This window comes from Paracoccus aerodenitrificans (genome assembly GCF_027913215.1).
In the GTDB taxonomy this organism is placed as follows: domain Bacteria; phylum Pseudomonadota; class Alphaproteobacteria; order Rhodobacterales; family Rhodobacteraceae; genus Paracoccus; species Paracoccus aerodenitrificans.
In genome coordinates this window covers 2780631-2796415 of record NZ_CP115784.1, presented here as the reverse complement: position 1 = coordinate 2796415, position 15785 = coordinate 2780631, and the positions used below count along the sequence as shown (strand labels likewise).

General features: G+C 57.6%; 15 protein-coding genes and 1 pseudogene. 7 read left to right on the top strand and 9 right to left on the bottom strand.

Going from position 1 to position 15785, the window contains the following annotated elements; translation table 11 throughout:
- Positions 1–119 precede the first annotated feature (119 nt).
- From PAE61_RS15075 to PAE61_RS15040, 8 genes are all read right to left on the bottom strand, one after another.
- Positions 120–1118 (bottom strand): branched-chain amino acid ABC transporter permease, encoded by a 999-nt coding sequence (locus tag PAE61_RS15075; RefSeq protein WP_271113174.1) that lies wholly within the window; start codon positions 1116–1118, stop codon positions 120–122.
- 1 nt (position 1119) lies between these two features.
- On the bottom strand, positions 1120–2007 hold the full coding sequence (locus PAE61_RS15070) for a branched-chain amino acid ABC transporter permease (RefSeq protein ID WP_271113173.1): 888 nt from the start codon (positions 2005–2007) through the stop codon (positions 1120–1122).
- A 2-nt stretch (positions 2008–2009) separates the two neighbouring features.
- A complete protein-coding gene (locus tag PAE61_RS15065; RefSeq protein ID WP_271113172.1) occupies positions 2010–2714 on the bottom strand; it encodes an ABC transporter ATP-binding protein in 705 nt (234 codons plus the stop codon).
- Positions 2711–3466, bottom strand: coding sequence for an ABC transporter ATP-binding protein (locus PAE61_RS15060; protein ID WP_271113171.1), 756 nt, complete (start codon positions 3464–3466; stop codon positions 2711–2713). The genes PAE61_RS15065 and PAE61_RS15060 overlap by 4 nt, the downstream gene beginning before the upstream one ends.
- On the bottom strand, positions 3466–4581 hold the full coding sequence (locus tag PAE61_RS15055; protein ID WP_271113170.1) for a CaiB/BaiF CoA transferase family protein: 1116 nt from the start codon (positions 4579–4581) through the stop codon (positions 3466–3468). Before PAE61_RS15055 ends, PAE61_RS15060 begins: the two co-directional genes overlap by 1 nt.
- Positions 4582–4593: 12 nt before the next feature.
- On the bottom strand, positions 4594–5364 hold the full coding sequence (locus PAE61_RS15050; RefSeq protein ID WP_271113169.1) for an SDR family NAD(P)-dependent oxidoreductase: 771 nt from the start codon (positions 5362–5364) through the stop codon (positions 4594–4596).
- Between the two features lie 17 nt (positions 5365–5381).
- Positions 5382–6884, bottom strand: a complete 1503-nt coding sequence (locus PAE61_RS15045) for an aldehyde dehydrogenase (protein ID WP_271113168.1) — start codon at positions 6882–6884, stop codon at positions 5382–5384.
- A gap of 61 nt (positions 6885–6945) precedes the next feature.
- The gene (locus tag PAE61_RS15040; protein WP_271113167.1) at positions 6946–8169 is read right to left on the bottom strand and encodes an ABC transporter substrate-binding protein; all 1224 of its coding nucleotides are present in this window, start codon (positions 8167–8169) and stop codon (positions 6946–6948) included.
- Positions 8170–8292: 123 nt separating this feature from the next.
- On the opposite strand from PAE61_RS15040, the gene PAE61_RS15035 reads away from it, so the two are divergent.
- Both PAE61_RS15035 and PAE61_RS15030 read left to right on the top strand, forming a co-directional pair.
- Positions 8293–9027: an IclR family transcriptional regulator gene (locus PAE61_RS15035; protein ID WP_271113166.1), complete on the top strand. Its 735-nt coding sequence runs from the start codon at positions 8293–8295 to the stop codon at positions 9025–9027.
- A 150-nt stretch (positions 9028–9177) separates the two neighbouring features.
- A pseudogene (locus tag PAE61_RS15030) lies at positions 9178–9315 on the top strand (IS5/IS1182 family transposase); the annotation flags it as partial.
- A gap of 507 nt (positions 9316–9822) precedes the next feature.
- On the opposite strand, the gene PAE61_RS15025 reads toward PAE61_RS15030, so the two are convergent.
- Positions 9823–10833, bottom strand: a complete 1011-nt coding sequence (locus tag PAE61_RS15025; RefSeq protein WP_271113165.1) for a LacI family DNA-binding transcriptional regulator — start codon at positions 10831–10833, stop codon at positions 9823–9825.
- Between the two features lie 137 nt (positions 10834–10970).
- Between PAE61_RS15025 and iolG the strand changes: the two genes are divergently transcribed.
- The 5 genes from iolG to PAE61_RS15000 all read left to right on the top strand — a co-directional run bounded on the left by iolG (position 10971) and on the right by PAE61_RS15000 (position 15758).
- A complete protein-coding gene (gene iolG / locus PAE61_RS15020; protein ID WP_271113164.1) occupies positions 10971–11978 on the top strand; it encodes an inositol 2-dehydrogenase in 1008 nt (335 codons plus the stop codon).
- Positions 11979–11980: 2 nt separating this feature from the next.
- Positions 11981–12805 carry a sugar phosphate isomerase/epimerase family protein gene (locus PAE61_RS15015; RefSeq protein WP_271113163.1) on the top strand — a complete coding sequence of 275 codons (825 nt, stop codon included), beginning with the start codon at positions 11981–11983 and terminating at the stop codon, positions 12803–12805.
- A gap of 76 nt (positions 12806–12881) precedes the next feature.
- Complete coding sequence (locus PAE61_RS15010; RefSeq protein WP_271113162.1) at positions 12882–13799, top strand: sugar ABC transporter substrate-binding protein; 918 nt, start codon at positions 12882–12884, stop codon at positions 13797–13799.
- A 74-nt stretch (positions 13800–13873) separates the two neighbouring features.
- Positions 13874–14980 carry an ABC transporter permease gene (locus PAE61_RS15005; protein WP_271113161.1) on the top strand — a complete coding sequence of 369 codons (1107 nt, stop codon included), beginning with the start codon at positions 13874–13876 and terminating at the stop codon, positions 14978–14980.
- Between the two features lies 1 nt (position 14981).
- Positions 14982–15758, top strand: a complete 777-nt coding sequence (locus PAE61_RS15000) for an ATP-binding cassette domain-containing protein (RefSeq protein WP_271113160.1) — start codon at positions 14982–14984, stop codon at positions 15756–15758.
- The last annotated feature ends 27 nt before the right edge of the window (positions 15759–15785 follow it).

Here is a 15785-nt window from a genome sequence, read left to right as displayed (position 1 = left end):
CCGGCAACATATAGGCAATCGAAATCTACCACCACACTCCAAGACCAAACACTTAGATAGCAGTGTCAGAAAAATTTGTGACAGGCTCAGGTCAAATCCGTTCAAACGATAGTTTACCATTATGATTCAGAGCGAAAGCCAAGCTTGCGACCCAGCTTGCTGGCGGAAAGTTCGCCAACCAGGCCGCGTCTGAAAACCAGCACGCAAATCATGAAAACGACGCCAGTGATGATAGTTACCGGAAAGTCTGAAGTTGCAAGGTAGTTTTGCAGAGTCACCACTAGCCCCGCTCCGACCACTGGCCCGGCCAACGTACCGATACCCCCCAAAAGAGTCATCAGGATCACCTCTCCAGACATTTGCCAAGTCACGTCGGTAAGGGTTGCGAATTGGAAAATTAGTGCTTTTACACTCCCTGCAAGCCCAGTAAGAGCTGCTGACATAACAAAGGCCCCCAACTTGTAGCGACTGACTGAGTAGCCCAGCGAGATTGCACGCTGCTCGTTTTCGCGGATTGACTTCAGGATCATGCCGAAGGGTGAGTTCACGAACCGCCAGACGATCAGCAGACCAAGGACGAAGATAGCCAATACAAAATAGTACATGGTCATCGTATCGGACAGGTCAAAGACGCCGAACAGTTGACCGCGCGGCACGGACTGGATTCCGTCTTCACCATGGGTGAAATTTGCCTGCAGACAGAAGAAGAAAAACATCTGCGACAAAGCCAAAGTGATCATGGCAAAATATATACCTTGGCGACGGATAGCTATTGCACCCATCACCAGGCCAAGTCCTGCCGCACCCGCGACTCCCAAGGAAATTCCTGCCTCCGGCGACCAGCCCCAGACCTTTACGGCATGAGCGGTAAAGTAGGCCGCTCCGCCGAAGAATGTGGCATGACCAAAGGATAGAAGACCAGTAAAACCCAGAAGCAGATTGAAAGCTGCGGCGAAGAGGCCGAACGCTAATAACTTCATCACGAAGATTGGATACAGAAACTGCGGCGCAAGTAACAGAGCGACCGCAATCAGGGTCAGCAACATAAGTTGAAGCTGTCCGGCCTTGGAGTGGACGACGATATGTTCGGCTTGGATAGGCTGGGATTTTCCGGCCATGTCAGACATCCTTTCCGAAGAGGCCCGCAGGCCGGAGAATCAGGACAATCGTCATGATGACGAAGATTACGGTATTGGATGCCTCGGGATAAAAGACCTTTGTGAAGCCCTCGACTACGCCCAACATGTAGCCGGTTACGATAGCACCTAGAATTGACCCCATGCCACCCACGACGACCACTGCAAAGACGATGATGATCAGGTTTGATCCCATCAGCGGATTGACCTGATAAACTGGCGCCGCCAGAACTCCTGCGAAAGCCGCCAGCCCCGAGCCGAGCGCATAGGTGAGAGTCAGCAGAAGTGGTACGTTGACACCAAAGCTTTGAACTAAAACCGGGTTCTCGGTAGCGGCGCGCAGATATGCGCCAAACTTCGTCTTTTCAATGAGGAGCCACACGCCCAAGCAAACGATCAGCGAGACTATGACAACCCAGCCGCGATAAACAGGCAGCAACATGAAACCCAAGTCGACCGCACCAGACAGTGCGCCGGGTGCTGCATAGGGCATCCCCGAAGCTCCGTAAAAGTAGCGGAAGGTGCCCTCAATGGCGAGCGCGAGACCGAAAGTGAAAAGCAAGCCGTAGAGATGGTCAAGCTTGTAAAGGCGCGAGAGCATGGTTCGCTCGATGACCGCTCCAAACATGCCGACAATCAGCGGTGACAAGATCAGTGCCAACCAATAGTTTACGCCGCCCACGGTCAGCAGCAGCAATGCCGTGAAGGCACCCAGCATATATAGTGCGCCGTGGGCGAAATTGATTACCCGCAGCAGGCCAAAAATGACAGCAAGGCCAAGCGACAGCAGCGCGTAGAACGATCCGTTGATCAGGCCGACCAGAAGCTGTCCCATCAGCACGACAACAGGAATACCAAATATCATCGTCATGGTTACACCCCTAGCTCTCCGTGCAACAGTTCCATCCGGTTTGGCAGGTCGGACACCGGGAACTCGTTGGTCATAGTGCCGTGATCCATCAGGTAAAATCGGTCCGTTACTTTGGCGGCGAAGCGGAAGTTCTGCTCAACCAGCACCACAGTCATACCGCGTTGTTTCAGTTTTCGCAGTACGTCGCCTATGGCGTTGATAATAACCGGGGCAAGGCCCTCAGTCGGTTCATCCAGTAAAAGACAACGCGCACCCGTTCGCAGGATCCGAGCCATGGCCAGCATTTGCTGCTCACCGCCCGATAACTTGGTGCCGGGGCTGTTCCGGCGTTCCTGCAAATTCGGGAAAAGATCGTAGATCTCGGCGACCGACATGCCGCCATCGGCAACCTTGGGCGGCAGCATGAGGTTCTCATCTACAGAGAGCGTGGCGAAGATACCACGTTCCTCTGGAACAAAGCCCAGCCCAGTGCGGGCGACCTTGTGCACAGGCTCCAACATCATGTCTTTTCCCGCGAACGTGATTTGGCCTCTGCGTTTACGAACAATGCCCATAATTGAGCGCAGCATTGTGGTCTTTCCCATGCCGTTGCGGCCCAGAATGCAAACCGTCTCGCCTTCGTCGACATGCATGTCGACACCGTGCAGCACATGGCTCTCTCCATACCATGCCTGTAGGCCGGCTGTTTCCAGAAGTAGGGCAGTCATTCTTCGGTTCCCATATAAGCGGTGCGGACGCGGGGATTTGCAGAGACTGTAGCGTAATCGCCGGACGCGATGATCTCACCGCGCTGCAGTACAGTAACGTGGTGACAGATATCGGCGACCACGTTCAGATTATGCTCGACCATCAAGACAGCACGACTCTTTGCAACATCACGGATGATGTTTGCGACCATCTGCACATCTTCTTGACCCATTCCCGCCATGGGCTCGTCCAGCAGCAGAATCTTTGGTTCCAGTGCTAATGTCGTCGCAATCTCAAGTACACGTTTGCGGCCATAAGAAAGATCGGCGGCGCGATGGTCATGATAGGAGCTCAGACCAAGCTGGTCGATCAATTCATCTGCCCGCGCATTCAATCGGTCAAGCGCAGAGAGCGGTTTCCAGAATTGAGTTGCAAGGCGAGCTGGGCGCTGCAACGCAACCTTAACATTCTCGTGCACTGTTAGATGTGAGAACACGGCAGAAATTTGGAAGGATCTCACCATTCCCATGCGCGCGACCCTATCAGGCGGTGTCTGCGTGATATCCTGCCCCTTCAGCGTGATCTTACCCCGAGTCGGTTTCAGGAACTTGGTCAGCAAGTTGAAAACAGTGGTCTTTCCTGCGCCATTCGGACCGATTAGCGCATGAATGCGCGCATGATGCACGTCCAGATCGACATTTTTTACCGCTGTAAACCCTGCAAAATCCTTGCCGAGGCCTCGGGTGGAAAGAACCGGAACGGTAGCCGTCATCAGCAAACTCCTTTTTGCGCTGGCGCCAGGGTCCTGATCGAGCAAGGAGTGCGCGAGAACCGGACTGGCGGGCGCACTGTGATCATTTCGCCTTCGGTCGGATGGTCCACCGGCAAGAAAAGTCCTGTTGCCCGAACATGTTCATCGCCTGGAAGGTCATCGAGCCGGTTGACTGGTGAACAGGGGATCTGCAGTTGATCAAGCAGACTCACCCACTCCCCTACCGTTCGACTTTTCAAGCAATCTGCCAACCTTTCGTAAAGCTGCCCGATAGATGCGGCTCGCTCTGCATCATCTGCCAAAGCAGGATCTGCTGCCCAATCTGCTCTATCCGAGGCTTGGAAGAAAGCGCTCCAGTGCGACGCGGTATAGGGCATGACGGCAATATAGCCGTCGGCCGCACGATAAGGTCGGCGCCATGGGGTCAGAAGCCGACTATATCCGCATGGACCTTTGGAGGGTACAAAACTTTGGCCGGCAAGATGCTCGATTGCCAGAAACGAAACCATCGCCTCAAACATCGGCACCTCGATTGCCTGTCCCTCACCTGTCCGCTCGCGGTGGAACAATGCCGCGGTGATAGCCGAAACGGCATGCAGCCCTGCGGTCTTATCCGCGACGATAGTGGGAGCATAGCTCGGCGCTTCGTCCGCATCTGCTGCCAGAGAAGCCCAGCCTGACGCTGCCTGAATGATATCGTCATAAGCTGGCCGATCACGATAGGGGCCATCTTGACCGAAACCCGTGATCGCACAATAAACGAGCCGGGGATATCGATCAGCCAATGTTTCAGGGTCAAGCCTTAGTCGACGGGCGGCTTTCATCCGCATGTTATGAACAAAGACATCGGCCTCGGAGAGAAGTTCAGCAAGACGTGCCAAATCGGCGGGCTTTTTAAGGTCGAGGCAAAGGTTTTCCTTGTTCCGGTTACAGTTCAGGAATGCTGCCCCCATTCCAGCCGAACGCGCAGGACCGGGAGCCCGCATGATGTCGCCTGCAGGTCCTTCGATTTTGATGATTTCAGCCCCCATGTCGCCCAGCATCTGCGTTGCATAGGGACCTGCGATTACTGTGGTCAGATCTAGGACCGTGAGTCCGGAAAGAGGGCCGGTCATGGTTTTCTCCCGTTAACGCGCAGTGAAGCCGCCATCAACCGGCAGCGCTACCCCGGTCACGAAGGATGCTTCGTCCGAGGCGAGCCAAAGGACGGCTTGTGCGACTTCCTCCGCCTTGACAAGCCGACCCATTGGCACGGCATCAAGGAGCTTTGCCTGGTTTGCCTCCGCTTCCCTAGGGTCACCAGACCGTCCGGTGAAGCCCAGCTTCATCGGTGTATCAGCAAGTCCGGGACAGACGACGTTTACCCGGACATTATCGGGTGCAAATCGCTGGCAAAGCGATTTCGTCAGTCCCACGACCGCGAATTTGGCAGCGGAGTATATTGGGCTCATCATCGATCCCATGAGCCCCGAGATCGATGACGTGAACACGATCGATCCGCCTCCTGCCTTGCGCATATGGCCGATCACCTCACCCGCGGCCAGCGCGGCCGAAGTGACGTTCAGGCGCATTGCCAATTCATACTCCTCAAGATCAAGGTTCTCAATTCCAGCAGGTCCAGGGATCCCGGCATGCGCCCAAAGAACATCTACTCCACCAATTGCGGCCGCAGCATCGTTGATCGAGCTGCGCATCTCGTCAGGCTTTGACAAGTCTGCGCGAATGGTATGAAGCTCGAAGCCGCTACTCTTCATGTCGTTCGCAAGCTCCGCAAGTCCGGAAGCATTCACGTCTACAGCGGATACGATCGCGCCCTGCTGCAAGGATAACTCCACACCGGCACGTCCCATTCCTGAGGCCGCCGCAGTTATTATGACCCTCTTATTCTTCATTCTCATTGATTTTCCTCTCCCTCTCAGTCTACGTAGGCGTCCGGAAAGCGGCCATGAGTGCTTACTATGGTCGTCCGTGTATCGAGATATCCATCCAATCCCTCGATCCCATTCTCGCGGCCCCAGCCACTGGCGCCAAAGCCGCCATAAGGCGTAGACCAGCGGATGAAACGATAGGTATTCACCCAGATCATTCCTGCCCGGATCCGTGATGCAACGCGGTGCGCCCGACCGGTGTCGCGCGTCCAAAGTCCTGCGGTCAGACCGAAGCGCGTGTCGTTAGCGATACTGACGGCATCATCCTCGTCCTCGAAGGGAATCAGAGCTGCGACAGGTCCAAAAATTTCTTCCTGTGCGATCCGCATATCGTTAGAGACGTTGGCGAATACAGTCGGCTGGACAAAGTACCCTGCGCTGTGAGTATTGCTCACCAATCGCTCACCGCCGGTCAAGAGCTCTGCGCCCTCTGACCGCCCAATGCCGATGTAGGATAAGGTCTTTTCCAACTGCGCCAAATGAGCCTGCGGTCCCATATGTGTATGGGGATCGATTGCAGGTCCGACCCTGACCTTGGCAGCACGGGAACAAAACGCCTCTGCTACCTGGTCATAAATAGACCGCTGCACCAGTACGCGAGATCCGAGAGCACAGCTTTGCCCGCAAAGAGTCCATGCGGAATTGGTGGCAGCATTGATCGCCTGCTCCACATCCGCGTCTTCGAATATGATGTGGGGGGATTTGCCGCCAAGCTCAAAGGTGAAACGCTTCATCGTTTCGGCGCCAGTACGCAGGATCGCCTTCGCCGTTTCACCTTCTCCGGTGAAGGCCACCTTGTCGACGCCTGGATGGGCAACCAGCCATTCTCCTACATCACCAGCACCATAACCCGGTACTATATTGACAACACCGGGAGGAAAGCCGGCGGCCTCGAACAGCTTGCCCAGTTCAAGTGTCCCCACCGGCGTCTGTTCAGCCGGCTTGATAACCACGGTGCAGCCTGCGGCAAGTGCTGGACCCAACTTCCAGGCAGCAGCCATAAGTGGGACGTTCCAGGGCGTAATTGCTGCAACCACGCCGACGGGTACCCGGCTGGTAAAGGCATGCACTGTGTCATCGAAGGGGATCGTTCGTCCCGCGGCCTTGTCGGCCAACGATGCCCACCAGTGATAGCCATGATGATGACTGCCGATATCCGCACGGGTTTCGCGAATGGCGCGACCCGAGTCCCGGGCTTCGATCTCAGCCAGATCCCCCGCCCGCGCCTGATAAAGATCGGCAAAACGACGCATCAGCGCGGCTCGCTCATGGCCTGGCATATGTCCCCAAGGACCTTCCAGCGCTGCGCGGGCAGACGCAACGGCGCGATCGACATCGCCTTTGCCGCCGGATGCTACCACAGCCCACACACGCCCCGTGGAGGGATCAATGCTGTTGATTTCGCCTCCGTCTTCAGGTGGGGACCACTCGCCGCCAATGAAGAGGTGATCAAGGCGCAAGACTTTGTCGCTTGCCGGTTCGATTGGCATAACAAACCTCGTGGATGAATTGATTGGTTCTGCGCGACGCAGGCTGATCGCGCAGAATTGCTTACTGGACCAGTCGGCAGTCGCCGTCTTCAAGGGGGCGGAAAGCAGTATCGCCCGGCAGGATCTCAACGATTTTATAGTAATCGTACGGTTGAGTGGACTCAGCAGGCGACTTCACTTCGACCAGCAACATGTCGTGAAGTACGCGTCCGTCTTCGCGCAACGAAGTCGGCCCAAACAAGGGATCCTCAAAGGTATTGCGCTTATGCATAGCTTCGACAACCGCCGCCCCGTCCTCTGGTGATCCAACTTCTGCAACAGCTTCAAGATATGCCAGTGTTGCGGAGTAGGCCCCTGCATGGTTCATTGTCGGCATCTGGCCATTTTGCTTTTCCGCAAACCGTTCCGAAAATGCGCGGGTCGCGTCGTTGCGATCCCAATAAAATCCGGTAGTCAAAAGCAAGCCTTGCGCTGTTTCCAGCCCGGTGGAATGAATGTCTGACAGGAACATCAGCATGCCCGCAAAGGTCTGCTCGCTTCCGATCAGACCGAATTCGCGCGCTTGCTTCAGCGTGTTGCTTGCGTCCCCACCGGTATTGGCCAATGCAATGACGTTCGCCCCGCTCGCTTGTGCCTGCAGCAGGTAGGACGAAAAGTCGGGAGTTGCGGTTGGATGCCGGATCGAGCCCAGAACCGAGCCGCCGTTCTCCTCGATCACGGCGGAGGCGTCACGCTCCAATGAATGGCCAAGTGCAAAATCTACTGTCAGAAAATACCAGCTCGTCTTACCCTGACGGGTCAGAGCGTCGGCGGTCCCGTGAGCAAGTGCCCATGTGTCGTAGGTCCAATGAACCGAGTTTGGCGTGCAGGCCGACCCAGTCAGATCTGATGTACCGGATGCCGTTAGAAGGGCAACCTTATTTGCTTGTTCGGCAATCGGTGCCAAGGCAAGCGAGATCGCACTGGTCGGCATGTCAATCAGCGCATCAACTCCATCGGAATCTAGCCATTGGCGGGCGATCGCGGACGAAACGTCCGGTTTGTTCTGGGCATCGGCAGAGACCACTTCGATGGAAAAATTCGCGGCCTCAGGTCGAGTCATAAAATCCTCTACGGCAAGCTGAGTCGCAACTACGGATCCCTGCCCCCCAATATCCGAGAAAATGCCGCTCATATCCGCCAATACACCCAGCTTGACGTCAATGTTTTCTTGGGCCGATGCAAGGCCTGGAACTGAGGCCAGAACGGTAAAAAACAAGATTCCGCTTATCTTTGATCTAATCATGAGCTCCTCCCAAAGCGTGTATGATATTCATCTACACGAATTTTTTGTCTCTGTACATGAATATTTTATCGTATGAGACTGGCAGAGTTTTATGATAGATATTCCGGAAAAAGGATTTTCCCGATGGAAGTGCGGCAAGCTGCCAATGTCCTGGAGCTACTGGAGTTTTTTTCGAAACGTCGGCAACCTGCCACGATGACTGAGATTGCAGAAGCCTTGCACTGGCCGAGGTCAAGCACCTTCAATATGATCGGGACCTTGGCGCGGAGGGGGTATCTATACGAGCCGTCGGGGCGTGGGGGCTACTATCCGACACCACGATGGCTGTCTATTTCGCAAGCCGTTGCCGAGGCTGATCCATTGCCAAGCCAAGTCGTGGCAGCAGCCTGCTGTATCCGGGATGTTACTGACGAAACCACTTGCATCGCATCACTCTCCGGCACCAGCGCGATTATGCTGTTCGTCGCCGAGTCTCGCCAGCCGATCCGCTATTTCGCCGAGCCTGGCAGCCGCGTTCCGATTCATGCTAGTTCGGTCGGTAGGGCATTGCTATCGCTCATGTTAGAAGCTGATCGCCAAACGCTGTACCGGCGAATGGACTTCAAATCCGGAAGTCCCAATGCTCCCCAGACCAAGGCTGACGTAGAACGTGAGCTTCAGAACGCTTCAGAGCGTGGTTATCACCAGAGCGATTCAGAATACGTCCCCGATCTTGCCGGCGTTGCGGTAGCATTACCGATTTTAACGCGAAGCTTGTCTCTTGTTGTCGCTGGACCGACGTCGCGCTGTATCGGACGACGGTCTGAGCTTGTTCGTTCTATAACTGAAGTTCTCAATCAATATGGATTAGGCGTCTAGCAATACTTTTGCAGATCATCTTCATTCTGGTTTTGTTGCACAAACCTGTCGAGAGGTTCACTGCATGAATGCAGCATGATAGCCGGGATGCATAGCAGTTGGGCCCGAACGAGTTATAAGACCACGAACTGATCGTCCTGCAGTAACAGCTTGAGGCAGCGTGGATCTCTATCAATCCGGTTTGTCCCGGTTATGGTTTATGTGCTGCCGCCAAGTGGCAAGCGCGGGTGGCAACATCGTTTCAGCGATGCCGCGATCCAGACCTGTCTGATTTTTGAAGGTGCTTTTTTTTAGCATGCCTGATAACGGCGGTACGAAACTAGTCCATGTAAACGGCGCCTGATGCAAAATACGCGAGCGCCGGTTTCTGCTTGGGCCTATGAGTTGGCGGATGCTGTCTTCACTGTAGGGTCGCCGAATTGGCCGATAATGCACTTTTTGGAAGATATATGAGCTTATTCGAGAGTTGAGGCAGGATGCAGTGTGGCGCGAGCGTCGGGTTGAAACGAATGTTTCAGACGTGCTTGAGATTCTGGGTGCTCAGCACCAGCGCATCTCCGATGCTATTTCGAAAAGCGAAGCTTTGGCGGCAACAGCAGCTTTGCGGTATCATTTGGAATTTGTTGCGCCGTAACTGTAAGTGTGCTTCCGTTTCGCATGGAGCGTCGGGCAGGGTGCGTGCAATTCAACCTGATAAAAGACAACCTTCTGTGTCTGTCAGCACGACAATCGACGGTACAGAAGCTATGAATGGTATGTTGCCTATGGCTACCATAAGACACTACGCACCTTGTTTTAGCCGCGCCGTACGATCAATTTTCCGGGCATAAAAACATCCTTGGTCCGACGCCCCGCAAGCACGTCCAACAAAGCTTCGCACATCGCCGTAATGGGCTGGCGATAAGTTGTCAGGTCGTAGGACGGTGCCGCGGCCAGCGGTATGTCGTCAAAGCCTGTGACGGCGATGGCTCGCGGGTCTTCGTGGCCGCCGCGTATGGCTTCGGTGGCACCAATCGCAAGGATGTCATTCTCGCAAACAAGCACGTCGGGCTTCTGGGCATCAGGCGTTGACTTCAGAAGCGTGTCGGTCGTGTCTATGGCGGACCGGAAATCATATCCGGGCGCATGCCAGGCAATAATAGCTGTTCCTGTCTGTTCCCGCCAATAATCGGTGAAGCTGTCCAGCCGGTGCAGCTTGGCCGATTGCGTATCGGGTCCTGCGATGAAGGCAGGGCGGCGATAGCCGCGCACCAGCAGGTGATCGGCCATTTCGCGCATCGCCAGAACGTCGTCGCAGGCGATGGTCAGCGTGTTCGGATTGCTGCTGTAGCGAGCAAACACAACCAGTTTCTTCATCCGCCGCGCCCCAAGCGCGGTGTCCAGAACGCGGTCGTCGAACCGCGTCCCAATCATCACCGCCGCATCGACCCGTCGCTGGCTGGCTGCCAGCAGAGCGGCCGAGGCATCCTCGCTTTCTGACATGTTCACCAGCAGCGTACCCCAGCCATGCGACCAAAGAATGCGCGTGAGCCGTTCCAGCAGCACAAGCTTGTGTGGGTTGTTGAAATCATTGGTGATCAGCGCCACCAGATGCGACCGATCAGAGGCCAGCGAAGCCGCCAGAAGATCGGGCGCATAGCCGAGCTTTTCCGCCGCCGCCATAACCTTTTCGCGGCTTTTACGCGAAATCGAGGCGTCTTTCTTGAAGGCTCGTGCCACTGTCCAGCGGGATACGCCCGCCGCTTCGGCCACGTCGTCTGCCGTTATCACCCTGTCGCTATCAGGGCTGTTGATCACATCGGTCATACGGCCAGCTTACCTTGCCAAGGCTGTCGTGGAAAGAAATTTGCTCGCGCGAGCATATTTTTCTTGCTCGCGCGAGCAAATTAATCCAGATTGGGCGCTAACAAAGGCCCTGCAGTGATTCGAGGGAGGGGTGCGAGATGATGAAAGTTGCCTTGCTTGGTGCTGGCCGGATCGGTCAAGTTCACGCGAATTCCATCGCCGCGAACGAAGGCAGTCGGCTTGTCGCCGTGGCCGACGCCTTTCCCGAGGCAGCGGAAAAGCTGGCCGCGCAGGTCGGTGTCGATGTGAAAAGCGTCGATGACATCCTTGCGGATAAAAGCATCGGTGCGGTGCTGATCGCCACCTCGACTGATACCCATTCGGAGCTGATCGAACGCGCCACCGCCGCTGGTAAGGCCGTGCTTTGCGAAAAACCCGTCGATCTGTCGCTGGAGCGGGCGCTGACGACGTTTCGCACTGCCGAATCCAACGGTCAGCCGGTGATGATCGGCTTCAACCGCCGCTTCGATCCGCAATTCGCCGCGCTAAAGGCCGCCTTTGATGCGGGCGAGATCGGCAGGGGCGAGTTGCTGTCGATCACCTCTTTCGATCCGGCGCCGCCTCCGGTCAGCTATATCAAAGTCTCGGGCGGGCTGTTCCGTGACATGATGATTCATGATTTCGACATGGCCTGCTGGATCTTTGGCGGCCCACCCGCGCGCGTCACTGCCATCGGCAGCGCGATTGTCGATCCTGCAATCGGCGCGACCGGCGATGTCGATACCGCCGCCGTCACGCTGCAATGGGATGACGGGCGCATCGCGGTGATCAGGAATTCCCGCCGCGCAGGCTATGGCTATGACCAGCGGATTGAATTGCTGGGTTCCGAGGGGCTGCTGTCGGCAAATAACGTGCTCGAAAATACGGTTGAAAAGATCACCACCGCAGGGGCAAGTGCGGCAAAGCCGGTCTATTTCTTCCTCGAACGCTATATGCGCGCATACGAGATCGAATGGAATGCTTTTGTCGAGGCGCTGAAGGCCGGTGCCCGGATGCCCGTCACTCTGGCTGAGGGCGTGGCCGCGCTGGCCTGCGCCGAGGCGGCGACACGCTCGGCCAAGTCCGGTGAGGCCGTGGCGATCACCGCAGACATGCTGGTGGGGTGATCATGCGCCAGACGGGCTGCTGCACCTGGATTTTCGGCGGGGAAGCCTTGCTCACCATCGCTGCCCGCGCCCGCCGCGCCGGGCTGGACGGGGTGGAATTGCATGGCGATGTCGACGGCATCGACCCGGCCGATGCTGGACGCATCTTTGCAGATCACGGGCTGGCGGTGTTTTCCATTACGCCCGACGATGCCGATATTTCGCATCCCGACAAGGGCGTCCGTGATAAGGCGGTGGACTATTACGAACGGCTGATCGACTGGGCCAGCCGCCTCGGGCAGCCCGAAGGCCTGCCACGGATTTCCTGCCATGGCCTTGTTCAGCGCATCCGTCCGATCAGCAATCAGACCGAAGAGGACGCCCATCTGGCAGACTCCACGCGTCGCATCTGCGCCGCCGCCGAAAGCGCCGGGCTGCCGGTCGTGTTCGAGATCCTCAACCGCTATGAATCCCATCAGATTCGCACTGTCGCCGAAGGGCTGGATCTGCTGGATCGCGTGGGGGCACCGAACCTCAAGCTACTGCCCGACGCCTATCACATGAATATCGAAGAGGCCGACCCCGCCGCCGCCTTGCGGGCGGGCGGTGACCGGATCGGCCTTTACCACGCGGCCGATTCAAACCGTGGCGCCATCGGTGACGGCCATATCGATTTTGCAGCGCAGTTCGCCGCGTTGGACCGGATCGGCTATGATGGTCCCATCATCATCGAACCCGCCGCCCCCGGCCCCGATCCGTTCAACACGGATAAGGGCGAGGGCTATCGGGATAGGCTTGAGGATATCCTGTCGCGTTCGGTCCGCGCGATCCGGGCCTTGGGCAGTTGAATGCATGCGGCGCCGCGCGCGCCGGATGAGCAGGGCGTCGAGGAACCGCCCGATTACCACCAATGGGAGGAGAACCATGAAACATCTTTTCGCAGCTTCCGCCATGACGCTGGCCCTTGCCGCCCCGTCGACGGCGCAGGATATTGTCGTCGTAGCGCATGGCCAGGCCAATGACCCGTTTTGGTCGGTCGTGAAGAACGGCGCTGCCAAGGCGGGCGAAGATACCGGCGCGAATGTCGATTTCCGCTCACCCGAGACCTTCGATATGGTCCAGATGAGCCAGCTGATCGACGCGGCGGTGAACCAGGAACCGGATGGGATCGTTGTCTCGATCCCGGATGGCGATGCACTTGGGCCGTCGATCCAGCGTGCGGTCGAGGCCGGGATCCCGGTCATCTCGATGAATTCCGGCGGCGATGTCGCCAAGGATCTGGGCGTGCTGCTGCATGTTGGGCAGTCTGAATATGATGCTGGCGTTGCCGCCGGTGAAAAGCTCGCCGAAATGGGCGGCACGAAAGGCATCTGTGTCAACCAGGAGGTTGGCAATGTCGCGCTGGACCAGCGTTGCGAGGGGTTCGCCGAGGGTTTCGGTAACCCGGTCGAGGTGATCCCGACCCAGGCCGACCCGACCGAGGTACAGTCCAAGGTACGTGCCGCGCTCGATGCCGACCCCGAGGTGAACACTGTGCTGAGCCTGAACGCTACGCTGGTCGGCGAACCCTCGGTCGAGGCTGCCGCCGCTGTCGGCCGTGACGATGTGCTGATCGCGACCTTCGACATGTCGGCCGGGTTCCTTGAGGCCGTGGCCGATGGCCGCGCCGCATTTGCCATTGACCAGCAACAGTTCCTGCAAGGCTATCTGCCGGTCAGCTTTCTGGCGCTGCACGCCAATTACGGCCTGATGCCGGGCGGTGACGTGCCATCGGGGCCGAACCTGATCACGCAGGACAAGGCGGCCCAGGTGGTCGAACTTTCGGCACAGGGCATCCGCTGAGCCGACGCGGGTGCGTGCGCAAGTTCAAGGCATGCACCCGCCACATACCTATGAGTATCTGGGTGGAGGACCCAATGACGACGGACAGCACGATCCCGGCGGACGAACGGATCAAATCCGAATCCTTCGCGACCCGGCTGATGAAACGGCCTGAGCTCGGCGCCATTGGCGGCGTTATTCTGGTTACGATTTTCTTCCTGGTCACAGCCGACAGTACCATGTTCACGCTGTCGGGAATCATGAATTTCATGACCCCCGCCGCGCAGCTCGGCATATTGGGCATCGCAGCCGCGATGCTGATGATCGGCGGGGAATTCGACCTGTCCATCGGCTCGATGGTGGCGTTTACCGGGCTGATTTTCGGGGTGCTGGTGGTGAATATGGGCCTGCCGCTGATCGTGGCGATCCCGATCACGATGCTGGCGGCGGCGTCGATGGGGGCGCTGAACGGCTATGTCGTGATCCGCACCGGGCTGCCCAGCTTTATCGTCACGCTGGCCTTCCTGTTCATCCTGCGTGGCGCCTCGCTGGTCGGCCTCAAGCTGTTCACCGGTGGCTCGACCCAGCTTCGCGGCGTGCGCGATGCGGTCGAAAGCGACTTTCTGACCCCGTTCTTTTCAGGCGATGCCTTCAACGGCCTGTTCATCTGGCTGGCCGAGCGTGGCATCACCGAAAGCTTCAATTCGGGCGCGCCCAAGGTGCCGGGCATCCCGGTCGAGATCCTGTGGTTCATCGCCATGGCATTGGTCTGCACCTTCGTGTTGCTGCGCATGCCCGCCGGGAACTGGATTTTCGCAACCGGCGGCGACGACAATGCCGCAGCGAATTCCGGCGTACTGGTCAAGCGGGTCAAGATCTCGCTGTTCATGCTGACCGCCTGCGCCGCCGCTCTGGTCGCGATCATCACCGTGATCGACGCCGGATCGACCGATGCCCGCCGCGGCTTCATGAAGGAGTTCGAGGCGATCATCACCGCGGTTATCGGCGGCTGCCTGCTGACCGGCGGCTATGGCTCGGCCATCGGCGCATTCTTTGGCGCGATCATCTTCGGCATGGTTACCATCGGCCTGACCTATACCGATTTCGATCAGGACTGGTTCCAGGTCTTTCTGGGCGGAATGCTGCTGCTGGCGGTGGTCTTCAACAATGTCATCCGTAAGCGCGTGACGGGAGAACGCTGATATGTCCGATCCCATCATCCATATGGAAAACATCAAGAAGCATTTCGGCAACGTCATCGCCCTGAATGGCGTGACCTTCGACGTGCGCCCCGGCGAATGTCACTGCCTTCTGGGCGATAACGGCGCGGGGAAATCCACCTTCATCAAGACCATGTCCGGCGTTCACAAGCCGACCTCCGGCGAGATCTTCTTTGAAGGCAGGCCGCTCAGCTTCGACAGCCCTCGCGATGCGATGGAGGCGGGCATCGCCACGGTCTTTCAGGACCTCGCCATGATCCCGCTGATGAGTGTCACGCGCAATTTCTTCATGGGCCGAGAGCCCAAGAAGGGAAGCTTTATCAAGCGTTTCGACGTGGATACCGCCAATTCGGTGACTATGGAGGAAATGCGCAAGATGGGCATCAATCTGCGCGCGCCGGATCAGGCCGTGGGCACGCTTTCGGGCGGCGAACGCCAGACGGTCGCCATCGCGCGGGCGGTCTATTTCGGGGCAAAGGTGCTGATCCTGGACGAGCCGACCTCGGCCCTTGGCGTACGCCAGACCTCGAACGTTCTGGCCACCATCGACCGGGTTCGCAATCAGGGCATCGGCGTCGTGTTCATCAGCCATAATGTGCGCCACGCCATGGCCGTTGGCGACCGCTTTACCGTGCTGAACCGGGGCCAGACGCTGGGCACCGCTGTCAAGGGCGAGATCGACGCAGCCGAGCTTCAGGACATGATGGCCGGCGGGCAGGAGCTTGCCGAACTCGAAGGCTCGCTCGGCGGCACGATCTGAACCGAAACCGGGCGGGGCGGATCGCGC